General features: G+C 61.4%; 26 protein-coding genes and 2 pseudogenes. 15 read left to right on the top strand and 13 right to left on the bottom strand.

Going from position 1 to position 20,787, the window contains the following annotated elements:
* The first annotated feature begins 58 nt into the window (after positions 1-58).
* On the top strand, positions 59-1,267 hold the full coding sequence (locus tag AC04SF_RS07185) for an FAD-dependent oxidoreductase (RefSeq protein ID WP_488477148.1): 1,209 nt from the start codon (positions 59-61) through the stop codon (positions 1,265-1,267).
* Positions 1,268-1,279: 12 nt separating this feature from the next.
* On the opposite strand, the gene AC04SF_RS07180 is transcribed toward AC04SF_RS07185, so the two are convergent.
* The 5 genes from AC04SF_RS07180 to AC04SF_RS07160 form a co-directional block, all read right to left on the bottom strand.
* Entirely contained in the window at positions 1,280-2,134 is an 855-nt protein-coding gene (locus AC04SF_RS07180) for a sugar phosphate isomerase/epimerase family protein (protein ID WP_488477147.1), read from the bottom strand.
* Between the two features lies 1 nt (position 2,135).
* Positions 2,136-2,912, bottom strand: coding sequence for an ATP-binding cassette domain-containing protein (locus tag AC04SF_RS07175; RefSeq protein WP_488477146.1), 777 nt, complete (start codon positions 2,910-2,912; stop codon positions 2,136-2,138).
* Complete coding sequence (locus AC04SF_RS07170) at positions 2,909-3,901, bottom strand: ABC transporter permease (protein ID WP_488477145.1); 993 nt, start codon at positions 3,899-3,901, stop codon at positions 2,909-2,911. Before AC04SF_RS07170 ends, AC04SF_RS07175 begins: the two co-directional genes overlap by 4 nt.
* 120 nt (positions 3,902-4,021) lie before the next feature.
* A complete protein-coding gene (locus AC04SF_RS07165) occupies positions 4,022-5,011 on the bottom strand; it encodes a sugar ABC transporter substrate-binding protein (protein WP_488477144.1) in 990 nt (329 codons plus the stop codon).
* A gap of 74 nt (positions 5,012-5,085) precedes the next feature.
* Positions 5,086-6,147: a LacI family DNA-binding transcriptional regulator gene (locus tag AC04SF_RS07160; RefSeq protein ID WP_488477143.1), complete on the bottom strand. Its 1,062-nt coding sequence runs from the start codon at positions 6,145-6,147 to the stop codon at positions 5,086-5,088.
* Positions 6,148-6,351: 204 nt separating this feature from the next.
* On the opposite strand from AC04SF_RS07160, the gene AC04SF_RS07155 reads away from it, so the two are divergent.
* From AC04SF_RS07155 to katE, 6 genes and pseudogenes are all read left to right on the top strand, one after another.
* Positions 6,352-7,383 (top strand): hydroxyacid dehydrogenase, encoded by a 1,032-nt coding sequence (locus tag AC04SF_RS07155; protein WP_488477142.1) that lies wholly within the window; start codon positions 6,352-6,354, stop codon positions 7,381-7,383.
* Positions 7,384-7,575: 192 nt separating this feature from the next.
* Positions 7,576-7,704, top strand: a pseudogene (locus tag AC04SF_RS07150) (hypothetical protein); the annotation flags it as partial.
* A 105-nt stretch (positions 7,705-7,809) separates the two neighbouring features.
* A pseudogene (locus AC04SF_RS07145) lies at positions 7,810-7,932 on the top strand (hydroxyacid dehydrogenase); the annotation flags it as partial.
* Positions 7,933-8,029: 97 nt separating this feature from the next.
* Positions 8,030-8,137 carry a hypothetical protein gene (locus AC04SF_RS07140; protein WP_096448352.1) on the top strand — a complete coding sequence of 36 codons (108 nt, stop codon included), beginning with the start codon at positions 8,030-8,032 and terminating at the stop codon, positions 8,135-8,137.
* A gap of 971 nt (positions 8,138-9,108) precedes the next feature.
* Positions 9,109-9,324, top strand: a complete 216-nt coding sequence (locus AC04SF_RS07135; RefSeq protein ID WP_019859538.1) for a CsbD family protein — start codon at positions 9,109-9,111, stop codon at positions 9,322-9,324.
* A gap of 150 nt (positions 9,325-9,474) precedes the next feature.
* Positions 9,475-11,583 (top strand): catalase, encoded by a 2,109-nt coding sequence (gene katE, locus AC04SF_RS07130; RefSeq protein WP_488477141.1) that lies wholly within the window; start codon positions 9,475-9,477, stop codon positions 11,581-11,583.
* Between the two features lie 204 nt (positions 11,584-11,787).
* Here the strand turns inward: katE and AC04SF_RS07125 are convergent, their stop codons facing one another.
* Entirely contained in the window at positions 11,788-12,138 is a 351-nt protein-coding gene (locus tag AC04SF_RS07125) for a low affinity iron permease family protein (RefSeq protein WP_488477140.1), read from the bottom strand.
* 642 nt (positions 12,139-12,780) lie between these two features.
* Positions 12,781-12,954, bottom strand: a complete 174-nt coding sequence (locus AC04SF_RS07120) for a hypothetical protein (RefSeq protein WP_488477139.1) — start codon at positions 12,952-12,954, stop codon at positions 12,781-12,783.
* A 555-nt stretch (positions 12,955-13,509) separates the two neighbouring features.
* On the opposite strand from AC04SF_RS07120, the gene AC04SF_RS07115 reads away from it, so the two are divergent.
* Complete coding sequence (locus AC04SF_RS07115) at positions 13,510-13,983, top strand: hypothetical protein (protein ID WP_488477138.1); 474 nt, start codon at positions 13,510-13,512, stop codon at positions 13,981-13,983.
* Between the two features lie 358 nt (positions 13,984-14,341).
* Here AC04SF_RS07115 and AC04SF_RS07110 read toward each other — a convergent pair whose 3' ends face one another.
* A complete protein-coding gene (locus AC04SF_RS07110; protein WP_096448364.1) occupies positions 14,342-14,533 on the bottom strand; it encodes a hypothetical protein in 192 nt (63 codons plus the stop codon).
* 230 nt (positions 14,534-14,763) lie between these two features.
* On the opposite strand from AC04SF_RS07110, the gene AC04SF_RS07105 reads away from it, so the two are divergent.
* Positions 14,764-15,081, top strand: a complete 318-nt coding sequence (locus tag AC04SF_RS07105; RefSeq protein ID WP_488477137.1) for a plasmid stabilization protein — start codon at positions 14,764-14,766, stop codon at positions 15,079-15,081.
* A 9-nt stretch (positions 15,082-15,090) separates the two neighbouring features.
* Here the strand turns inward: AC04SF_RS07105 and AC04SF_RS07100 are convergent, their stop codons facing one another.
* Positions 15,091-15,366, bottom strand: coding sequence for a hypothetical protein (locus AC04SF_RS07100; RefSeq protein ID WP_488477136.1), 276 nt, complete (start codon positions 15,364-15,366; stop codon positions 15,091-15,093).
* Positions 15,367-15,498: 132 nt separating this feature from the next.
* On the opposite strand from AC04SF_RS07100, the gene AC04SF_RS07095 reads away from it, so the two are divergent.
* Together AC04SF_RS07095 and AC04SF_RS07090 are read left to right on the top strand one after the other, a co-directional pair.
* Entirely contained in the window at positions 15,499-16,038 is a 540-nt protein-coding gene (locus AC04SF_RS07095) for an inorganic diphosphatase (RefSeq protein ID WP_488477345.1), read from the top strand.
* Positions 16,039-16,072: 34 nt separating this feature from the next.
* Positions 16,073-16,681 carry a cysteine hydrolase family protein gene (locus AC04SF_RS07090; protein WP_488477135.1) on the top strand — a complete coding sequence of 203 codons (609 nt, stop codon included), beginning with the start codon at positions 16,073-16,075 and terminating at the stop codon, positions 16,679-16,681.
* Between the two features lie 82 nt (positions 16,682-16,763).
* Here AC04SF_RS07090 and AC04SF_RS07085 read toward each other — a convergent pair whose 3' ends face one another.
* A complete protein-coding gene (locus tag AC04SF_RS07085) occupies positions 16,764-17,057 on the bottom strand; it encodes a hypothetical protein (protein WP_488477134.1) in 294 nt (97 codons plus the stop codon).
* A 269-nt stretch (positions 17,058-17,326) separates the two neighbouring features.
* Here AC04SF_RS07085 and AC04SF_RS07080 point away from each other — a divergent pair, with 269 nt between their 5' ends.
* Positions 17,327-17,572 carry a hypothetical protein gene (locus tag AC04SF_RS07080; protein WP_202353279.1) on the top strand — a complete coding sequence of 82 codons (246 nt, stop codon included), beginning with the start codon at positions 17,327-17,329 and terminating at the stop codon, positions 17,570-17,572.
* A 10-nt stretch (positions 17,573-17,582) separates the two neighbouring features.
* Here AC04SF_RS07080 and AC04SF_RS07075 read toward each other — a convergent pair whose 3' ends face one another.
* Positions 17,583-17,765 (bottom strand): hypothetical protein, encoded by a 183-nt coding sequence (locus tag AC04SF_RS07075; RefSeq protein ID WP_488477133.1) that lies wholly within the window; start codon positions 17,763-17,765, stop codon positions 17,583-17,585.
* 126 nt (positions 17,766-17,891) lie between these two features.
* On the opposite strand from AC04SF_RS07075, the gene AC04SF_RS07070 reads away from it, so the two are divergent.
* Positions 17,892-18,167, top strand: a complete 276-nt coding sequence (locus AC04SF_RS07070; RefSeq protein ID WP_488477132.1) for a hypothetical protein — start codon at positions 17,892-17,894, stop codon at positions 18,165-18,167.
* Here AC04SF_RS07070 and AC04SF_RS07065 read toward each other — a convergent pair.
* A complete protein-coding gene (locus tag AC04SF_RS07065; protein WP_488477131.1) occupies positions 18,151-18,363 on the bottom strand; it encodes a hypothetical protein in 213 nt (70 codons plus the stop codon). The genes AC04SF_RS07070 and AC04SF_RS07065 overlap by 17 nt on opposite strands.
* 119 nt (positions 18,364-18,482) lie before the next feature.
* Here AC04SF_RS07065 and AC04SF_RS07060 point away from each other — a divergent pair, with 119 nt between their 5' ends.
* Positions 18,483-18,827 (top strand): low affinity iron permease family protein, encoded by a 345-nt coding sequence (locus AC04SF_RS07060; RefSeq protein ID WP_095200569.1) that lies wholly within the window; start codon positions 18,483-18,485, stop codon positions 18,825-18,827.
* Positions 18,828-19,554: 727 nt separating this feature from the next.
* On the top strand, positions 19,555-20,283 hold the full coding sequence (locus tag AC04SF_RS07055) for a Crp/Fnr family transcriptional regulator (RefSeq protein ID WP_488477130.1): 729 nt from the start codon (positions 19,555-19,557) through the stop codon (positions 20,281-20,283).
* Positions 20,284-20,342: 59 nt separating this feature from the next.
* Here the strand turns inward: AC04SF_RS07055 and AC04SF_RS07050 are convergent, their stop codons facing one another.
* The gene (locus AC04SF_RS07050; RefSeq protein ID WP_488477129.1) at positions 20,343-20,672 is read right to left on the bottom strand and encodes a hypothetical protein; all 330 of its coding nucleotides are present in this window, start codon (positions 20,670-20,672) and stop codon (positions 20,343-20,345) included.
* Positions 20,673-20,787 lie beyond the last annotated feature (115 nt).

The following is a 20,787-nucleotide window of genomic DNA, read 5'->3' as shown; positions in this document are numbered from 1 at the left end:
GCTTGAGGTTGATAAATGGCTGGAAGATATTTTCCACTACAGATTGTGGAGAAAAACAATGACCAGCGGAAAGGGTGAACAAATGACGACCGTCCCGGCTGGCCCGGCCGAAGTAGACGTGGCCATCATTGGCGCCGGAATGGCCGGTACCACCCTGGCAACGGTGTTGGGAAACGCCGGCCGCAAGGTGGCGCTGATCGATCCGCACCGCGTCCATCACGACGAGTTCCGGGCCGAGAAGATCGGCGCGAACCAGATGCGGCTGTTCGAGAAGCTCGGTCTCGACAAGATGGTCATGCCTCTCGTCACTCCGTTTACCGACGTCGATGTCTTCCGCCTCGGCCAATTCTTCGCCCGTGAAAAGAAGTGGGAATACGCATTTTCCTATGGCCCGCTGATCAATGGCTTGCGCGATGCCTTGCCGCCGCAGGTGCCGCTGACGGTCGGCAAGGTAACCGAGGTGTCGACCGGACCGGACCGGCAGCGGTTGGTGCTGGCCGACGGCACCGTCATCAACGCCCGCCTGCTGGTTGTGGCCACCGGCTACAGCGAATTGGTGCGGCGCGCCATCGGCGTTGAGCGCATCGAACTGTCGAAGGCGCATTCGCTGTCGATGGGATTCGACCTCGCCATTGCGCCGGGTGATTGCGCATATCGAGCAGTCACTTGCTACGGCAAGCGGGCCTCGGATCGCGTCGCCTATCTCACCGTATTTCCCATCGGCGACAGGATGCGGGCGAACATGTTCGTCTATCGCACCGTCGCCGAACAGTGGACGCGCGATTTCCGCGCGGATCCGCAAAAGATGCTTTGCGAACTGATGCCCGAAATAGCGGCGCAGTGCGGCAACTTCGAAGTGGCAAGCCCCGTCGAGGTCAGGCAGGTCAATCTGACCACGACGCAAGGCCATCGTCGCGACGGGGTCGTCTTCATTGGCGATGCATTCGTGACGACATGCCCGACTCCGGGCGTCGGCATCGGGCGGGTCATGATCGATGTCGATCAGCTCCATTCGGTTCACATTCCGCGCTGGCTGGAAACGCCTGGCATGGCGGCTGACAAGATCAGCGCTTTCTATGACGACCCGGTCAAGGTGGCCTCGGATGTGGAAGGTATGCGAGTGAGCTACTACGCCAAGCAGATTACCACCGAAACAAGCCTGGAATGGCGCGTACGGCGCCTGCGCAACAACACGGCACGTCAGCTGATGATCATCGGCCGCAAGGTGCGCCAATTGGCACCGCGGCGGGAGCCCGGCATGGCGTGAGGGTCTTTCCCCTCACCCCAACTGCAGCCCCGCCTTCCTCGCCGCCTCGCGCAGGAACGGCAGCCCGACGCCGATGACATCGTCGGGATTCTCCGCCACCGGCCGCCACACGGCGAGCCCGCCGGCGATGTCGACATCGACATGGTTCATGCTTTCCAGCGTGATGGCGCCGGTGTAGCCGATGTCTGCGATGGCCTTCATGCAGGCCGCCCAGTCGAGCATGCCGCGCCCTGGCACGCCGCGATTGGCTTCCGAGACGTGGACATAGCCGAGATAGGGTGCCGCCGCCCGGAAACCGGCCGCGAAACTCTCCTCCTCGATATGCATGTGGTAGGTGTCGAGGTGGATGAAGATGTTGTCGGCGCCGACGCGTTCGATGATGCGCGTCGCGTCGATGCCGCGATTGATCAGATGCGTCTCGTAGCGGTTACAGGGCTCGATGCCGAGCTTCAGCCCATGCGCCGTGGCGGCCTTGGCCGCGCGCACCAGGAAGCGGCACATGCCGTCGATCTCTTGTTCGGTTGGCGCGCGTCCGGATGTCTTGCCGATCGTGCCGTAGGTGACGCCGCCCAGCGCCGCGCTGCCCACCGCTTCGCAGACGCCAAACGCCGGTTCGAGAAAGGCCAACGCCTCGTCCGGCCGTGCCACCACATCAAGTGAAGCCGGCAAACCAAGCGACGGAATAAGCTCGACATTCCAGCGTTCGGCAAAGGCGCGTGTGCGTTTGGTGTCGATCTCTTCCGGACGCAGCAGCGGGATTTCGAGCAGGCCGATGCCGAGCCCCTTCAGCCGCTCCATCTGCGGCTCGATCAGGTCGAGGTCCCAGACCGGGGCGATGGCGAAAGTGTGCAGTCCAAAGGTGTTCATTTCAGCCTCTCTGTTCGTGCGCCGCCGCGGCGCTGGTGTCGCCGCCGCCGACGATGCGGCCGACGACTTCGTTCATGTTGGTTTTCGCGGTGACGAGATTGGCCTCGGCGCGGCCGTGGCGCAGCACCACGATACGGTCGGTGACCGCCAGCACGTCGTTGAGCCGGTGCGAGATCAGGATCACGGCGATGCCTTCCGATTTCAGCCGGCGGATCAGGTCGAGCACGCTCTGCACCTCACGCACGGCGAGCGCCGCCGTCGGCTCGTCCATGATGACCAGCTTGGGATTGAAGGTCAGAGCTCGCGCGATCGCCACCGTCTGCTGCTGGCCGCCCGAGAACGAGCCGACCGAGCGGTTGATCGACGGCAGATGCGCGCCCAGCCGCTCGATCATCTTTGCCGCCTGGCGATCCATCTCGGCCTTGTCGACAAACCACGGAAACAGGCCGAACAGCTTCTTCACCGGCTCGCGGCCGAGGAAGATGTTGGCCGCCACGTCCTGCTGCTTGGCCAGCGACAGGTCCTGGTAGATCATCTCGATCCCGAGCTGGCGCCGCTGGCCGGGATCGAGCGGCAGGATGTCCTTTCCGTCGAGCTGGATGGAGCCGGAATCGGCGCGATAAATGCCGGTGATGGTCTTCATCAGCGTCGACTTGCCGGCACCATTGTCGCCGACCAGGCCGATCACTTCGCCGGCCTCGACACTGAGGTCGACGCCATGCAGCACATCGACCGCGCCGAAGCTTTTGCGGATGCCGTTGAGGACAAGGAGCGTCATACGCGTGACTCCTTCCTGACCTGGTACTGGTCGATGAACACGGCCAGGATCAGCACCGCGCCGATCGCCATCTGCTGGTAGTAGGATTGCACGGCAAGCAGAGTCAGCCCGTTCTGCAGCACACCCATGATCAGCGCGCCGATCATGGTGCCGAGGATCGAGGCGCGGCCGCCGAACAGGTTGGTGCCGCCGATGATCGCCGCGGTGATGGCTGTCAGTTCGTAGTTGATGCCGGCGGTCGGGTCGCCGGCATTGACGCGGGCCGTGAACAGCAGGCCGGCGAGGCCGGCGAGCGCACCCGACAGCGTGTAGATGATGCGGCGGTGATGTTCGACGCGGATGCCGGCCGCGCGCGCCGCACCCTCGCTGTCGCCCAGCGCCAGCGTGTGGCGGCCAAAGCGCGTATAGGCAAGCAGGCAGTGCGCGACAACAGCCGTCAGCACCAGCAGGATGACCGGCATCGGCACGCCGAACGGCCGGCCCTGGCCGATATAGACGATCTCGGGCGGCAGGCCGTAGATCGCCCTGCCCTGCGAAATGACCAGCGCCAGCCCGCGCGCCAAGCCGAGCATGCCGAGCGTGACGATGAAGGCCGGCACGAAGGCGCGGGTGACGAGTTGCCCGTTGATGTAGCCGGCAATGCCGCCGGCAAGGATGCAGGCGAGAACCGCCAGCGGCGACCACCAGCCGAGATTGACCGCGACAAAGGCTCCGACGACGCCGGACAAGCCCATCACCGAGCCCAGCGACAGATCGAGCCCGCCCGAGCCGATGACGAAGGTGGCGGCGATCGCCAGCACGCCGATCGTCGAGGTCGCCAGCAGGATGTTGAGGAAGTTGCTCAGCGACAGGAAATACGGCGACAGCACCGCCATGACAGCACTGAGCGCCACCAGCACCAGCAGCGATTCCAGCCTGATATGAAGCCGTTCGACGGATGCACGCTGCACCCGGGACCAGAAGCATGGCTGGGCTGTTTCAGAAGCCATTTCTTTGCACCTTTAAAGAGGGCAGTAGGGCAGTAAGGCAGTAGGTGAATAAGAGAGCCGAGACGCGCAAACCGCCCGATTTCCCCTACTGCCTTACTGCCCTACTGCCCTATTCCCTTCCTATTTCACGTATTCCAGCATCGGCTCCTTGCCGGCCTCGATGACCTCTTTGGTCAGCACCAGGGTCGGCACGGCGATGCTGTCCTCGACCTTCTCTCCGGCCAGCGCCTTCTTGACGTTCTCGACCGCCTGCTTGCCGACGAGATAGGGCAGCTGCGCGACGGACGCATTGAGGCGGCCTTCCTTGATCGACTTCACCGCATCGGAATTGCCGTCGACGCCGATGATGGTCACTTGCGGACCCTTGCCGGCGGCGTAGACGGATTCGACCGCGCCCAGCGCCATGCCGTCATTGGCGCAGAAGATGGCGACGAGGTCGGGATGCGCCGTCAGCGTGTCGGTGGCGATCGAGGCCGCCTTGCCGCGATCCCAGTCACCCGGCAGCGAGGCGACGATTTCCAGCCCTGGCGCCAGCTCCTTCAGCTTGTCGGCAAAGCCCTTGGCGCGCTTCTCGCCGGTGATGTTGCCCGACAGGCCCTCGATCACCAGCACCGGACCCTTGGCGTCCTTGCCGAGCTTGGAGACCAGATATTCGGCGCCTTGCGCGCCGGCGGCATTGTTGTCGGAGCCGATATGGAAGGTGACCTTGATGCCTTCCTTGTCGAGCACCGCCTGGTCGAGATTGTTGTCGAGGTCGACGATCTTGACGCCGGCCTCCTGCGCCACCTTCAAGCACGGCAGAAGATTGGTCGAGTTGATGGCGGCGGTGATCATCGCCGCCGGCTTGCGCTCCAGCATGGTGTTGCACAGGTTCAGCTGCGGCTCGGCCGCCTGGTCGCTCTCGGCCGCCTGCTCGAAGATCTTGACGCCGGCGCCCTTGGCGCCGGCTTCGACACCCTGGCTCATCGCGCCCCAGAACGGATTGGCCAGCGTCTTCATCAGCACACCGTATTCGGCGTCTTCAGCCCTTGCCGAATTCGCGGCGCAAAGCGCCATGGCAACGCCAAAGGCCAGAGTAAATCGATTTATCTTTGGAATGAACGAGGTCATTTGTTTCTCCTCCGGTTGATGTTTGATGCCGCGAGCCGTGGCCAGGCGCAGCGCTACTTCGTCGACAATGGGGGCTATTGTCGGTTTCCTCCCCCGGAATGCGGCCCGTTGCCTGGCGAGCCAACGGATTCCCGCATCAAAACCCGGCAAGGCTCGAGCCGCGCGGTCGGCGGCCCCTCCTCGCCTTCAATCCTGGCAAACAGCGACTCCATGGCGTGGCCGGCGATCTGGCGCACCGGCTGCACGACGGCGGCGATGGCCGGCCAGGTCACCTGCATCCATTCGGCATCGTCGAAGCCGACCAGCGAAATGTCGTTGGGGCAGTGCCAGCCGCGCCGCCGGAATTCCGACAGCGCCACCAGCGTGCCCTTGAGGAACAGCGAATAGACCGCCGTCGGGCGCTCGCCCTTTGCAAAGTAGTCGCGCAACTGCGCCCTGAGCGGCTCGACATCCGTTTCGGCCAGCACGACATCGATGCGCACATCCGGCGCCAGATGGAGCGCGGTGGTGCGAAACCCGTCGAGGCGGGCGCGCACCGTCGCCGCCTGCTCGCCGAGGCCGACGACCAGTATGTGGCGATGGCCCTTGCCGATCAGCGCGCGCGCCACTTCCGCGCTGGCCGCCGCACTGTCGGCCGAAACCGTGTCGAAGGCGTCGTCGGACAGCACGCGGTCGATCAGCACGCCGGTCATGCCGTTGGCCTTCATGAAGGCGGCCGCCGGGCCATGCTCGTTGCGCACCGGCGCCAGCACCACGCCGGCCACCCGCCAGTCATGCATGCGGGCGAGGATTTCCGTTTCGCGTGCTTCGGATTCGCGGCTCGATGCCGCCACCAGCGTATAGCCGCGCTGTTCGGCCAGGCTCTCGAGCTGCGTGACCATCTGGCCGAAGAATTCACTTTCGAATTCCGGCATGATGGCGCCGATGATGCGGCGCTTGGCCCGGCGCATGTCCGAGGCCAGCGGATCGACGCGGTAACCAAGCTGTTCGATGGCATCCAGGACGCGTTGCGCATTCTCGGGCTTGACCGTGGTGACGCCGGCCATGACCTTGGAGACGGTGGCGGCGGACACGCCGGCGCGGCTTGCCACGTCGTGGATCGACGCACGCCGCTGCTGGTCCTGCCTATGCGCCATTGTTCCTCCTCCCGAGGCGCGGACAGAGGCATTTTCCATCCGTTGACGAAAGGAGTAAATCGATTTTTCGCGGTTGTAAATCGGTTCATCGGCGGTATTTTAGCCACCGAGCCACATATCGCCCGAAACTGTACAACGGTTTTGGGGCACAACGACATGGGCAAAGCAAAAACGCGCGATAGCATCGCGCCGGGAGGATTCGTCATGCCAAACAAGACCTTGCCGCTGGTCATCAGCGCGCCGGAACCGCGCTCGCTCGAGCTGATCTTCACGCCGCCGCAGCTGGCGCGCTTCAAGGCGAAATACCGCATCGTGGAAACCACGGCCGATGGCGTCGCCAAGCTGCCGGCCAATGTGCTGGCGGAAGCCCGCTACATCGTCGGCCAACCGCCGATCTCGCCGGAAACGCTGGCTGAGATGAAGGCGCTGCGCTGCGTCTTCAATGTCGAGACCAACCTGCTCAACAACATGCCTTACGAGACGCTGTTCGCGCGCGGCATCCATGTCGTCACCACCGGTCTGGTCTTTGCCGAGCCGGTGGCCGAGCTTGGCCTCGCCATGGCGCTCAACCTTGCCCGCGGTATCGTCGATGCCGATCTCGCCTTCCGCAAGGGCGAGGAACTGTGGGGCGGCGACGGCAATCTGACGGCCCGGCTCTTGTCCGGCGCCGATGTCGGCATCATCGGCTTCGGCGATCTCGGCCGCGCGCTCAACCGCCTGTTGTCGGGCTTCCGCACCCGCACCAAAGTCTTCGATCCCTGGCTGCCGCCGTCGATCCTGATCGACAATGGCGTCGAGCCGGCCTCACTCGACGATGTGCTGACGCAGAGCGACTTCGTTTTCGTCGTCGCCTCGGTGACCTCCGAGAACCAGGGTTTTCTCGGCGCCGACGCCTTTGCCTCGATGCGCAGGGGCGCCGCCTTCATCCTGCTCAGCCGCGCCGGCGTGGTCGATTTCCCGGCGCTGATGGCGGCGGTGAGGAGCGGCCACATCGTCGCCGCCAGCGACGTCTTCCCGGAAGAGCCGCTGGCGAGCGACCATCCGGTCCGCGCCCTGCCCGGCTTCCTGCGCTCCGCCCACCGCGCCGGCGCGCTCGACATTGCCTTCAAGCGCATGGGCGACATGGTGCTGGAAGACATGGACCTGATCGACCGCGGCCTGCCGCCGTTGCGCTCCAAGCGCGCCGAACGTGAGACGGTGTCGAGGATGCGGTCGAAGCCTGTGGATCGGAACTGATCGAAGGCGGCCGTTTCGCTGATTTTGTCCGTGGCTTGAGAAACACCGCACACCATACACAGGCTCAAACTCCAATGGCCGCGCCATGATCGTGTTCCCGGTTGGCGGTCAGGCAATTGCACTATTACTAATTTAGTGACAACTTAACTAAAGGATGCTGGCATTGGACGGATCCCAACCCACGGGTTGGAAATGGGGGTGGAAAGCGACATGTACTTTCCGCAATTTCTTATCGGGATGTCCGCAACGACAATCGGCGTTGCGATCTGGGCCTATTTGGCGACCGGGTCGATCTGGGCGACCCTTGGCTGGTCGGCGCTGACGCTGGTCGTCCTGCAGGCCGGTTACTTCGGCCTGGTCATGCGCCTGATATTCAGGCGACCGTCGGAACCATCGGACGCACGCTCGGCGACAGATTCGACAAGCATGGTCGACATGGTGCTGGAAGACATGAACCTGATCGACCGCGGCCTGCAGCCGCTGCGCTCCAAGCGCGCCGAGCGCGAGACGGTCCCGCGCATGCGCTCCAAGCCGATGGACAAGAACTGACAGAAGAGCAGAAAGCGCATTTGCGCCGTCCTGCCTGCTCGCTTGACGATGAGCCGGCATGCAACGACCCTGAACAATTCGAACGGGAGGGGGACTCATGCGAAAGCCCTATGACAAGCCGACCTTGGTCAAGCGGCAGAAGCTGTCGGCGGTGACAGCGCAGCAAGCAGCCTCGGGCAGTGGTCCAATCGGCCCGGCCGGTTAGTTTCTCGACACATTTTGAGTGATTGAAGACCTGCCGCCGGCAGGCAATATCCATCGCGCGTTGCACTAGCGCAAACCGTGGAGATTGGCCGGCGCCTCTCCGAGATTCGTCATCCTAGGGCGAAGCAGCCGCGCAGCGGCGTCGCGTAGACCCTGGGATCCATGCCGTGACCTTGGTCGAAGGGCGCAGCGGAGCAGAATTCTGGACCGCGGCAACGCTTCGGAGTCCCGGCATGGATCCTCGGGTCTGCGCTGCGTCGCTTCGCTCCTTGCTTCGCCCGTGGATGACGAAGCAATGGGCGTTTGCACCAATCGTCAAACGGGTATCCGTCTGGACGCGCGCCGCAGCCAAGCGCCCCTCGATCCCGCTCGGCTCGGTCCGCAGGCCCCTATTTTAGCGCCAACTTGACAAAAGTCGCGTGCACGCGCTTACCTCAGCCATTGCCAAGGAAAGGGGGATTGCATGAAAAAGACCTATCAGAAGCCGCTTTTGGTGAAACGTGACAGGCTGTCGGCCATAACCGCTAACTGCACCCCATCGAATCCCTGCGCGGTCTGATTCCACACGGGGGACTAGGCCATGAAGAAAACCTACGCCAAGCCGACGCTTTTGAAGCGGGAGAAACTCTCGGCGGTTACCGCGGTTGCTTGCACCTCGGTTTGCATCTGAATCGAAGGCCTGAGGCCTGAAACATCGCGAGGTCTTGCGACCTCGCGCAGGGAAGATTTGGCTGATCCGCAAGGCCCAAAACTCTCGCCCCGAGATGGCGGCCTCCTGTTGTGATGGAACGATCGTCCCGCTGACAGGTTGTGCAAACGGCCCGGCGGTGGGACGCCCGGCCTACTCCAGAAGGCCCGTCACGATTCGCGTCGGTGGCGGGCCTTTTTCGTTTGGCGTCCTCCCTTCGAGGAGCGGAACTTTCCAAACAAAGCGACGTTGGTCCCAGCAAACAATCCGCGAAAGGAAATCCCATGGGAAGCACCAGCGACAAGGCCTCGGGTCTCGCCAATCAGGCCGTCGGCAAGGCCAAGGAAGGCGTCGGCAAGGCCGTCGGCAATGACCGCCTGCGCGCCGAAGGCGCCGCACAGGAAGCCAAGGGCAAGGTCCAGAAGGCTGTCGGCGACGCGAAGTCGGCCGTCAAGGACGCGACCAACAAGACCGCCGCCGCGATCAACAAGAACCTCTGAGGTTCTTCGCTCTTGAAAAGACGATTGAAGGCCGCCGGTCAGACCGGCGGCCTTCTTCATTTTCGCATCTGAAAACGGCAGGGAACACATTGCCAATCTAGAGATTGAGGAACCAGCGCAGCCCGCGCATTGGCTCCAGGGATTTCAATCATGGCTAAGCAATCATCGACACCGGCGGCGACGGCCGCGACCATTCACGATCAGAAACTGCAGCGCGGCGAGGGCGGCGAACTGCACCAGACCGCCTCCGGTCCGACGCCGGTGCTGACCACCGCCCAGGGTGGACCGGTTTCCGACGACCAGAACTCGCTGAAGATCGGTGCCCGTGGCCCGACAGTGCTCGAAGACTTCCACTTCCGCGAAAAGATCTTCCATTTCGATCACGAGCGCATTCCCGAACGCGTCGTCCATGCGCGCGGCTATGGCGCCCACGGCTATTTCGAAACGTATGAATCGCTGGCCAAATACACCCGCGCCGACATCTTCCAGCGCGCCGGTGAAAAGACGCCGGCCTTCGTGCGCTTCTCGACGGTCGCCGGCAACAAGGGCTCGGCCGACCTTGCCCGCGACGTGCGCGGCTTTGCCGTCAAACTCTACACCAGGGAAGGCAATTGGGACATTGTCGGCAACAACATGCCGGTGTTCTTCATCCAGGATGCGATCAAGTTTCCCGACCTGATCCATGCCGCCAAGGCCGAGCCCGACAGCGACTTCCCGCAGGCGCAGACCGCGCACGACAATTTCTGGGATTTCATCTCGCTGACGCCGGAAAGCATGCACATGATCATGTGGGCGATGTCGGACCGCGCCATCCCGCGCTCGCTGCGCTTCATGGAAGGGTTCGGCGTCCACACCTTCCGGCTGCTCAACGCCAAGGATGAATCGACCTTCGTCAAATTCCTCTGGAAGCCGAAGCTCGGCATGCAGTCGGTCGCCTGGAACGAGGCGGTCAAGATCAACGGCGCCGATCCCGACTTCCACCGCCGCGACCTCTGGGACGCGATCCACGCCGGCAATTTCCCTGAATGGGAACTGCAGCTGCAGCTGTTCGACCAGGCCTTCGCCGACAGTTTCGATTTCGACATCCTCGATCCGACCAAACTCATTCCCGAGGAGGTGCTGCCGCCGATCGCGGTCGGCCGCCTGGTGCTCGATCGCATGCCCGACAATTTCTTCGCCGAGACCGAGCAGGTCGCGTTCATGACGCAGAACGTGCCGCCCGGCGTCGACTTCTCCAACGACCCGCTGCTGCAGGGCCGCAATTTCTCCTACCTCGACACGCAGATCAAACGGCTGGGCAGCACCAACTTCACCCATCTGCCGATCAACGCACCCAAATGCCCCTTCCACAATTTCCAGCAGGATGGGCACATGGCGATGCGCAACCCGGTCGGGCGGGCGAATTACCAGCCCAATTCATGGGATGAGGGCCCGCGTGAATCCCCGTCCAAAGGGTTCCGCTCCTTCGCTGAGGTCGAAGCCGGACCGAAGGCGCGGCTGCGGTCGGAGACCTTTGCCGACCACTACAGCCAGGCGCGCCAGTTCTACATCAGCCAGCAACCCGTGGAGCAAGGCCACATCGCCGCCGCGCTGACCTTCGAGCTGAGCAAGGTGCAAACCCCTGTCATTCGCGAGCGCATTGTTTCCCACCTTCTCAACATCGATGATGGCTTGGCCGGCAAGGTGGCGGATGCGCTCGGCTTGAAGACCATGCCGAAGCCCGCCGATGCGGCGGTGCCGACGCGCCGGGATCTGCCTGCATCGGATGCGCTCAGCATCCTCAAGAACGGCCCCGGCCGTTTCGAGGGCCGCAAGCTCGGCATACTGGTGAGCGACGGCACCGACGCTACTCTGCTCAATGGCCTGAAGCAGGCACTGACCAAGGCCGGCGCCAAGTTCGAGATCATCGCGCCGAAGGTCGGCGGCGCCAAGGCCAGCGACGGCAGCTGGATCGACGCGCAGCAGATGATCGCAGGCGCGCCGTCGGTGCTCTACGACGCCGTCGCGCTGTTGCCGGCGAAACCCGCAATGGCCGACCTGCTGAAGGAATCCACCGCCCGCGACTTCGTCGCCGACGCCTTCGCGCACTGCAAGTTCATCGGCTTCGTCGAAGCGGCCGCACCGCTGTTGGACAAGGCCGGCATTGCTAGGGACGAGGCGGTCATTGCGCTGGCATCCGCCAAGGATGCCGCGGGCTTCGTCACTAGGCTCGGCGACCTGCGCCTTTGGGCACGCGAACCGAAGGTGAAGCTGGGCTAGAATGCCGGCGGCAACTGGATTTGGCCGTGGTCACGTCACACCGCCAGGCCAAATCCAGTCGCTCGTTCTTGACGCAATTATTTCTAACAAACCCGCCCATGACGGAGACCATGTTTCGGCCTTCGCCTTCGACATTGTGTCGTCGAGCTTTCAGGAAGTCCGTCCGCGACCGTCGTTTTCAACCGCGATCATAAATCAAACAAATCAGATGGGCCGATTCCGCGCAGCTGCTCGAGCCGCTTCTGCTTCGAGCATCGTCAGCTTTTCCCGGATTTCTTCCGGTTCGGCATGCTCCAATCCGACAACATCGTTTCTCGTCTCGTCCAGTGAAACGATGATCTCATCAAGCTTGGCGTGGATGGCGGCAGTGTCGCGATAGCCCTGTATCAGGACCACCCCGGTGATCACGATGGCCGCGACCGATAGTGCGTAGGTGACTGCATTTGTCAGGCCGAAAGGCACCAGCGCGGTGCACAACACCATCGCCATCATCATGACGTAGAAACCCGGTGGCCGAGAAAGAAAATCGGCCGCCACGAACAAGATGCGGTTCATACCCTGGCCAAAGTCAACAATGCGAGCAGTGCGGTGATGGCTACGCAAATCGGCACTGCCGCGAGCAAGCCTGCCTCAAGGAACCGCGTCTCTTTGTCTCGAAACATCAAAATTACCTCGCATCCAGTAGAATTAAATAGAGGGTTCGCTCGCCGCACGGGAGCAGCGGGCGAACCCTATCTGCGCAGGAAGGGACATAGCTGCGCGGATCAGCACGAATGTCAGCCGACGATCATCCCCATGAGTAGAAATGTGAGGGCGGTTGCGAAGATCGGCGCGAGCAACCAGCGCGCTTGGTCAACACTCCTATCCATCTGTTTTCTCCCAATTTTCGGAGACACAACCTCACGAAGAGAGTGCGGTTCCACTGGTCGGCGTCGCTCGGACCTTTGCGTTTTTTCGATCGGACTTAGGTCCGGTACGACGCCTGACTGAGGCGGGCTGGACTGCCCCTTACGCGTCCGAAGGGTCGCTCCTCGCCGTGTCCGGGCTGGTCCGGAAATCCGCCTGAGAATGTCGCGCGCGATCTCGGCCCGATGCCTGTCCTGGCCTCAATGGATGCCTGACAGGCCGGCCACTCAGAAACGCAAAGGCGTATGTCATTTTTTATTGAAAGACAGATTTCGGTTGGTTCGTGCGGCTCTAGTGCCTCGGGTTCATGAGTTTGGCCTCTCGCAATAGCGATGACCAGTTGAGCCCCAGGAAGGCCACAAGCTCGATGGCTTGGGCTTCGGTAATGCCAGTTTCCGCCATGAGGCGTTGCACCACTGTAAAGCCTTGAACCGGGCTCGGCGGCATTGCCACGTTTTGAATCATGGTGGATGTCCCTTCCAACTTACCCAACGGCAACCGACAGGGAATGGTTCCACTGGCGCTGCCAAGGCGCAGCGGGATGGCCGGATAAGTCCGTGACCGGTCGGGTTATCCAAGCAAAAATCCGGAGCCGGCAACCCCTGCTCAACCTGAATTGTCGGTTTTGTGCGAGTTCCCGCCGAGAAAATCGTCGGAATCGTACGGTTCCATCAAAGTAAACGGCAAAGTTAAGCCAAATTGGATATTGTTGAGCCGATGCGCCATAGTTAATAGACGGCGCCTTTTTTAAATGCTTAATCAAGATGTCATCAGCTTTTGCACGGGCGCTGGTGCTTGAGAGCGCTTAACATTCTCCCGCCCAAGCGGGAGCTATGCAGTGACCGTCAACCGGCCAAACATGTTTTCCGGAATTCCGAACGAGCGAAGTGGCGGCACCATTTCGGTGCTTTGTACACTTCCTCAAATGGCCGACGCCCTGGCAGACGGCTGGCCATCCGATGGCCCCATGTTTGGCGGCACTTGCCGCTCCCGACAGCTACATGAAGGAGTGAACGCGAAATGCCCCTCACCCTGCGCACGACACTTTGTGAAACGAGAGATGCGTTGCACGTGCTGCGACGGGCTTTGTTTGTCCGTGGGCATATCGACGCCATGGAAGAGATCGACTCCCTCATTGGGGTCGCAGAAGACAAGGCAGTCCACGCGATCGGCACCATTGACCGGACGGAGATTCGAAAGCCTGTCCTGGCTGTGGTCGCACATCCGGCGGAGCCGGCAGGTATTGTTCTGCTGATTGCGGGGCCGAAGAACCTTGGCGAGCTTCGGGACCAAGGCATGGGCCTCAGCGCGTATTGCGGCAATCCACGCTGCGGTCATCTGCGTTCGCTGGATCTCGATGGCCTGATCGAGACCTACGGCACCCACTATGATTTCAACACCGAAAGGCGGCTGGCATCGAAGCTCGTCTGCAAACGGTGCCAGAATGTGGGAGGAAGGCTGGTGGTGGTCTCCGACAAAAGACCCCGGTATTGAAGCCCGGGGCGCCCCCGGATGCGAACCGCTACGGACCCGCAGGTGACGAGGTCGACTGGCCGTGGCGGCTGCATGAGGCGAGCCTGCGCCTTGTGGCATCCCTTGGCGATGTGCGGGATAATTCCCGGGTTGCGTCAGGAACCATTGCGTGTGGCGCACCGTTGGGTCGCACGGAAGGGACATCCGAAAATGACTGACAAGCCACAGAGGCCACCGGCGGAAATAGGCGGCATTGCTCGCCGTTTGGTCGACGAAACCGGCATCACCGATGCACAGGCCCGAGAGCTTATCGCTTTCCTTGGGCCGCACAATTGGACGTCGCTTTTGCGAGAAGCCCGGATATTGAATCCGACGGCGCCTAGATCCGTTTGAAATCGGCAAGCCCCAAGCGCACCCGCTGGCCTTCCGCGAAGGCCAGCGCGTAGGACTCCAACTCGAATGACCGGGTTAGTTCTTGGTCTTCCTCGACCACGCGGACAAACCATTCTCCGCAGGCTTCGACCACTTCGACGCAAGGGCAAACCTTGCTGTTCAACGTCACGTCATCCATCGCAGCCTCCCTAGAAAGCAATGGGGAACGCGATTTTTATAAGGCAGAGCCGCAGCGATTTTCAACATCAAATGTATGCTGTTTGATCCCTGCATTCCCGGCTTCCAAAAGACAGTTTTTTCGTTGCTTGAGAGTGAGATTGCGGGCTTCCAAAAAATGATCTCAAGTGACCTGGAACCGGCCGTACCCATTCTCGTTTTTCGCTGAATAGCGGAAAAGGGAGAGATGCCATGCCGCGCGGAGACAAATCCAGATACACAGACAAGCAGGAACGCAAAGCCGACCACATAGCCGAAAGCTATGAGGACAAGGGCGTGTCCGAGAAGAAGGCTGAACGACGCGCATGGGCCACCGTCAACAAGGACGATGGCGGTGGAAAGAAGGAAGGCGGCTCAGGCCGTGGCAAACATGCGGGCCATCCCGCCGCCCACAAAGGCGGCGAGCTCGGCGGCAAAGCGTCTGCGTCACGTTCAGCGGCGAGCAAATCTGCTTCGGCAAAGAAGGCAGCCACCACGAGAAAGCGAAATGAGGGGCATGCCAGTCGATAGGACGCTGCCTCACAACGCAGTTGGCTGATTCCTGCCTCTGTTCGATTGCGCCTGACGCAAGGCCGCAGATTTATCCCTTTCGTTGTTTCGGCTGCTTTCGATCTCATATGTCAGCCAGCGGCAGAACATGCCGACGATGGATAAGGCTTCGCCACCAACCAGACAGGCGGTAAGCGCTATGCTCTTCGAAGCGCTCGACCAGCTTACGATAGCGAGCAGGATCACACTCGCTGTGGAGATTACATAGCCCACGCCTTTAAGCATGTGCAGAGACGATTTGGTCATGTCGGGCACTCTCTTCAGCCGGCTGTTTGGAACATTCCGCGAGCCATGAAGTTCCATCGCGTGCACCGCGCCGGGGCGATTGGTGATGGAAGTCGCGGCGATCCCCGCCTCAACTGAAGGAGAGGCATCTTGATGCCCAACTACCTGAAACTGCCGACAACGACCAAGGGCCTCATTCGGGTGGTGATCGAAACGCCTCGCGGCGCGACGGCCAAACTTGCCTTTGATCCAGGAATGCAGGCGTTCGGCTATGTCCGCCCTTTGCCGGTCGGCATGATGTACCCCTATGACTGGGGGTTCATCCCCTCCACATTAGGTCAGGACGGCGATCCGCTCGACGGGCTTGTCATCCACCAAGCGTCAACCGCTCCGGGTGTGATAATCAACTGCAATCTTCTGGGCGCCTTGCGTGTCAAACAGAAGGACGAGGGCAGGAAAGCCTTGCGCAACGACCGCTACATCTTTTGTCCCCATAGAGAAGACGCTGCGGACGAACTGGTGGCTGCCGATCATGTGCCCGACGACCTGCGACGCGAGATCGAACAATTTTTCCTCTCATCGGTGGTCGGAACCAGCAAGACGATCAAGTTCAAGGGTTGGCAAGATGCTGCGGGAGCTCGCAAGCAAATCAAGAAGGGCATGAATGCCTTCAGGCGCCAGTCACCTCCGTGAATTGTCTTTGGATAACAGCGTCGGAGAGAAGCTGATGTCGATGCCGCGTCTGGAGTATGGACCGTTGGGACACCGCAGCATGCATGTCTGTGTCGACATGCAGAGGCTTTTCGCCGAGCCATCGGACTGGGCGACACCATGCATAACGCGGGTGCTCCCACAAATAGAGCGGTTGCTCGAAAAGCGGGCACAACAGACCGTTTTCACGCGGTTCGTTCCTGCCCAAAAACCAGGGCAAGGCGCGGGAACGTGGAGACGCTATTATCAGCGCTGGTCGTCGATGACGATCGACAACATCGGCCCCGAGATGGTCGACCTGCTACCGGCGTTGGCAGGCTACTGTCCGCCGGCAATCGTCATTGACAAGCATATCTACTCACCGTGGTTCGAAAGTCACCTAAGAGCACTCTTGGTCGAACGCGGCATCGACACGCTGGTGATCACGGGAGGCGAAACCGATGTGTGCGTGTTGGCCACTGTGCTCGGCGCCATCGATTTCGGCTATCGTGTGGTCCTCGTCACCGATGCGCTCTGCAGTTCTTCCGACGCCACGCACGACGCACTGCTGACGGTCTATCATCAACGATTCGCGCAGCAGGTCGAAACAGTCGAGATGGAAACCGTGCTCTCGAATTGGAACTGAGCTCCGTGATTTTCCAGTCAGCGAGTTGCGGTGGTGGGCTCACATTTGTCGGTTTCGCTGGCCACTGAGCAGTCAATTGCTGTCAGGCGGCGCGGCCAAACTCGTTCTGGACGATGTCGAGAAGCAGGCCGTCATTGTCCCAGCCGACAGGCTCTTTCAGTCGCCAATCGCACCCCGAGCGGTCGAACACGACCGGTGCCGAATAGAGCTGTGCGAAGCCAAGCACCAGCCGTTCGGCGTCGGCGAACGACAGGTCTCGGTGGCGGTCGGCCAGTTGAGCGGCCAGGACCGGAACGTTCACAATTCCAAACTCGTAGATTGTCTTGACCAAGGTGTAATTCAGGTCGTCGCGCAGTTCGACCGGGTGGTTGTGCATGGCAAACTCCTGTCCGAAGGACTGGGTTTTCCCTCACTTTCACCATGCGCCAGGTGCTTCGGGAAAGCAAGACAATTGTAAAAAAAATATTAATAAAATCAATTAGTTAGTATGTTTAGCCAGTGACGCAACCGAGGCACTTTGAGTAGCTGATGCAACAAATGTATTTGGCTACTTCGGAACCAAACAGGCCATTGGCAGATTGTGAGGCACATAAGTCACTTACTCATTCGGCTCACCGGCTGGATTGCCGGAAGCAGGAGGCCATGATGCCTGACAATCTTGAACGCCCCGAACGACTGCAGGTCATGCTGAACGAAGAGGAATTCGCGGCGCTCGACACATGGCGTTTCGACAAGCGCATGCCGAGTCGCGCGGCTGCGGTGCGTGAGCTGCTGCGCCGCGGCCTGGCCGCCGAGGGCTTTCTGCATGCCAACAGCGGCACCCGTTCAGCCGACTTCGGTCTTCTGAGCGGCGAACAGGGCGCCAGCAAGACCAAGCGTGCGGATGGATGAGGATATCTGGCTACCGCCCCGACGGCGGCTCGATGGCGTCCGCCGGGTCTTCGAAGCTTAAGACCTCGATCAGCATTTCGACAGGCGCGGCCAGGCCCTCGAGGGTGGCACGTATGCCCAATGTCACCACAACAAGGTGATCTTCAGCCTCGCAATTGTCGTTCGCCAGCCTGGCGGGGAGCGGCCTCTTCACTTGCGAATGATCCACTGGCTCTCAAGCACCAGCGCCCGTTTCGTGGCCGGTGACCCCTCACCTCTAAGGCGATTGCGAGCGCGCGCAACAACAAATGTGGTGTCGTTTTCGTACCGACCGGCCCGGTTGCTGGAACGTTTTCAGTCGGCTCGCATTTTGAGTGCCACCGAAGCAAAGGAGAATACCGTGGCCCGACTGCCTCAGGACAAGGACCGGATTGAACGCGCCACCCGCGAAGCTCAATCGATCATTGCCATCGAACGCGAGGCGCGTGAGGCAAAGACCGCCCGGCTGCGAGAGCAGCGGCTTTCATCAGAGGCCCCGGCTTCCGCCGGCGCCACTGCGGCAAAACGCAAGCCTGGCGCCCGAAAGGCGACGCACAAAACTACCGACGCGAGGTGAACTCGTGCTCGACGCTGTATTCGAACACGTCGCCCTCGTCTTCGTCGACCACTCTGAACCAGCGGCTCTGCAAGGCCGGCGTCCCAATCGTTTTGCCGGTGATCTTCTGCAGGGCTTCAACAGCGGTTGTGCCGCTGGCGAGATGCGATGCCGAAGGCTCACCGCCGTCCATTTCGTGGATCTGATAGCGTGGCATGGCTGTCCTTCCTCTCAGCCAAACTTCGAGAGGTCGCCCAGGTTCCTGGAACGAAATTCCTTCGACGAACTTGCTGGCATTATGGGCCCCGGTGCGCGTCACGACCATTGGTGGGTGGCATGAACAAATTCCTTTTCGTCGCCGCAGATTTCCTGTCTCGCCCGCCGGGTTTCTACGTCATGATCATCGCCATGGTGGTGTGTACCGCTTTGGTGCCTTTCGGTCTGACAAACGCCGTCACCTATGCGCTGTCGGTCGCGGCCATCGTCATCACCGGCGTCGTCTTGATCCAGGGCTACCGCGACACCGCCGCCATCCATGCCAAGCTCGACGAGATTATCGTCGCGCTCAACGACGCCAGAAACGATGTTGTCGGGCTGGAACATGCCGACCCGGAGGAGATCAAGGCCAAGCTTACCAAGCTCGAGGAAGAGGCGGCGCGAACCGCCACCGACCAGGCGTAAGTCGGTAAGACCTACCTGCGCACGATCCACTCCACAATGTCCGGGTCGATCTCGTAAAGTTCGTTCAATTCGCGCGCCAGCACCGGGCGTGCATGCGCCATTCGCGTTCGGTGATGCGATTTTCCACGACCAATTTCCTGAAGGCGCCGCGAAGAATCTCGCAGTCGAACGCCGTTACCCCTTTGCCTGAATGGTCCTCTGCCATTTCAGCCTCCGCGTCGATGGCGGGAGCACCTGAGTTGGCTACCAAGCGTCCGTATGCCGTGTAAGGCGGACGACTGGGGAAATGTACGCTTTCGTACCGAATAGCGAGTCAATTCGCGGTGGAACGTTGCCACTGCTGCAGGGTTTGTATCCGACAGGAGGGCCGCCCGTGCCAGACCAACCCAGCGTTGTCGAGACCCTGCGTATTGTCCGGGGGTTCCTCAGTCTGGCGCGAATTGCTCATGACCAGCCGGCGGATTTTTAACCGCAGCTCCTCCAAGCCAAGGGCCCAAGAGATAGGTCGGTTTCGTACCAAGCTGAGTTTGGTACGTTTGCGACACTAACGCTGCGGCCGATCTTCTCGTATGCGAAACGGTGAGAGGGGACGCCGTGCATCGAATTCCAGACCGCATTCCTAGGTTTCTTGGTCCCGAGTCCCCATATCCATGCAATCGTCGGCACGTTGATACGGGCGCAGACGGCTGGGAGATCGGATGGCTCTTGCCCTGCATTGGGCCGCGCCATGACTGAATCTGATCTCGACCGAAATCAATACCAAAACCAGCTGCTGCTGCGCATGAGCGCGGATGATCTCGCATTACTGGAGCCGCATATGCAGCGTTGCGAATTGCCGCTGCGCATGATGCTTGTCACGCCCAATGTCGCGATAGAGGCCGTCTACTTCATCGAACAAGGCATTGGTTCGGTTGTCGCCAGGACGACGAGCGGCCGAGACGCGGAGGTGGGCTTCATCGGCTTCGAGGGCATGACCGGGTCAACGCTGGTGATGGGCGACGATCGTGCCGCGCATGCCTGTTTCGTGCAGCTCGAAGGCGAGGCCATCCGCATCGATGCCGCCCCGTTCAAGGCGGCCCTTGCGGCGAGCCCGACCTTGCGCCTGTTCCTGCTGCGCTTCGTCAACACGCTGCACACCCAGGCGGGCTGCACCGCGCTGGTCAATGCAAGGCTGAAACTCGAGGAGCGTCTGGCCCGCTGGCTGCTGATGTGCGACGACCGGGTGCCCGGAGAACGCCTTGCCATCACCCACGAATTTCTTTCCATCATGCTTGGCGTGCGGCGGCCTGGCGTCACAGTCGCCCTGCAATTGCTGGAAGGCCGCGCGCTCATCCGCTCGCGCCGTGGCGAGATCGTCATTCGCGACCGCGCCGGGCTGCTGGAACTCGCCAATGGTAGTTACGGCGAACCCGAAGCCGAATATGCCAGGCTGATCGGCGAGATCGTGCCGGGCTGATCAGGGCGATGATACCGGGCCTATTTCCGCGCGGCCGGCGCGAAGTCTGGCGAAAAGGCTCAAGGCAGGCGCCGTACGCGCGTCGCTGCCTCGCCCGCGCCCAGCTGCTTGGCCGCCCTTGCCTGGAAGCGGGCAACAGTGCCGCTTCCGCCGACGGGCTCATCCCTGCCAACTGGCCCATCCCTGCCGACCGGCCCATCCCTCCCAACGGGCATGCCGGCATGTTCCAGGCCAGCGAGCTTGCACCTGGTCTGCTCGGCCGCCGCGCCAATCAGGCAATCGATGGCGAACATGGTGCCGGCGTGATCGCTTGCCGCGACCGCCTGGCGGATCTTGCTCAATTGAGTGTAAGTATAGTCGAGAATATTGATCAGCTCTGCGTGGTCCAAAGCACTCTCCATCATTCGATGTCGAGAGGCCGATCCAGGGTCGCTCTTCGCCTGAAACTACGCCCATTCGCATGGCTTGCATAGGCGATATGTACGAAATCGTACAGTTTCCGGG

Source organism: Mesorhizobium sp. CNPSo 4671, assembly GCF_057784245.1.
The sequence above is the reverse complement of the archived record's forward strand: the minus strand, read 5'-3'. Positions and strand labels throughout refer to the sequence as shown.

Bases quoted from the DNA above. Each gene is read 5' to 3' on its own strand.
- AC04SF_RS07185 (WP_488477148.1), top strand. From the start codon at position 59: ATGACCAGCGGAAAGGGTGAACAAATGACGACCGTCCCGGCTGGCCCG.
- AC04SF_RS07180 (WP_488477147.1), bottom strand. From the start codon at position 2,134: ATGAACACCTTTGGACTGCACACTTTCGCCATCGCCCCGGTCTGGGAC.
- AC04SF_RS07175 (WP_488477146.1), bottom strand. From the start codon at position 2,912: ATGACGCTCCTTGTCCTCAACGGCATCCGCAAAAGCTTCGGCGCGGTC.
- AC04SF_RS07170 (WP_488477145.1), bottom strand. From the start codon at position 3,901: ATGGCTTCTGAAACAGCCCAGCCATGCTTCTGGTCCCGGGTGCAGCGT.
- AC04SF_RS07165 (WP_488477144.1), bottom strand. From the start codon at position 5,011: ATGACCTCGTTCATTCCAAAGATAAATCGATTTACTCTGGCCTTTGGC.
- AC04SF_RS07160 (WP_488477143.1), bottom strand. From the start codon at position 6,147: ATGGCGCATAGGCAGGACCAGCAGCGGCGTGCGTCGATCCACGACGTG.
- AC04SF_RS07155 (WP_488477142.1), top strand. From the start codon at position 6,352: ATGCCAAACAAGACCTTGCCGCTGGTCATCAGCGCGCCGGAACCGCGC.
- AC04SF_RS07140 (WP_096448352.1), top strand. From the start codon at position 8,030: ATGCGAAAGCCCTATGACAAGCCGACCTTGGTCAAGCGGCAGAAGCTG.
- AC04SF_RS07135 (WP_019859538.1), top strand. From the start codon at position 9,109: ATGGGAAGCACCAGCGACAAGGCCTCGGGTCTCGCCAATCAGGCCGTC.
- katE (WP_488477141.1), top strand. From the start codon at position 9,475: ATGGCTAAGCAATCATCGACACCGGCGGCGACGGCCGCGACCATTCAC.
- AC04SF_RS07125 (WP_488477140.1), bottom strand. From the start codon at position 12,138: ATGAACCGCATCTTGTTCGTGGCGGCCGATTTTCTTTCTCGGCCACCG.
- AC04SF_RS07120 (WP_488477139.1), bottom strand. From the start codon at position 12,954: ATGATTCAAAACGTGGCAATGCCGCCGAGCCCGGTTCAAGGCTTTACA.
- AC04SF_RS07115 (WP_488477138.1), top strand. From the start codon at position 13,510: ATGCCCCTCACCCTGCGCACGACACTTTGTGAAACGAGAGATGCGTTG.
- AC04SF_RS07110 (WP_096448364.1), bottom strand. From the start codon at position 14,533: ATGGATGACGTGACGTTGAACAGCAAGGTTTGCCCTTGCGTCGAAGTG.
- AC04SF_RS07105 (WP_488477137.1), top strand. From the start codon at position 14,764: ATGCCGCGCGGAGACAAATCCAGATACACAGACAAGCAGGAACGCAAA.
- AC04SF_RS07100 (WP_488477136.1), bottom strand. From the start codon at position 15,366: ATGACCAAATCGTCTCTGCACATGCTTAAAGGCGTGGGCTATGTAATC.
- AC04SF_RS07095 (WP_488477345.1), top strand. From the start codon at position 15,499: ATGCCCAACTACCTGAAACTGCCGACAACGACCAAGGGCCTCATTCGG.
- AC04SF_RS07090 (WP_488477135.1), top strand. From the start codon at position 16,073: ATGTCGATGCCGCGTCTGGAGTATGGACCGTTGGGACACCGCAGCATG.
- AC04SF_RS07085 (WP_488477134.1), bottom strand. From the start codon at position 17,057: ATGCACAACCACCCGGTCGAACTGCGCGACGACCTGAATTACACCTTG.
- AC04SF_RS07080 (WP_202353279.1), top strand. From the start codon at position 17,327: ATGCCTGACAATCTTGAACGCCCCGAACGACTGCAGGTCATGCTGAAC.
- AC04SF_RS07065 (WP_488477131.1), bottom strand. From the start codon at position 18,363: ATGCCACGCTATCAGATCCACGAAATGGACGGCGGTGAGCCTTCGGCA.
- AC04SF_RS07060 (WP_095200569.1), top strand. From the start codon at position 18,483: ATGAACAAATTCCTTTTCGTCGCCGCAGATTTCCTGTCTCGCCCGCCG.
- AC04SF_RS07055 (WP_488477130.1), top strand. From the start codon at position 19,555: ATGACTGAATCTGATCTCGACCGAAATCAATACCAAAACCAGCTGCTG.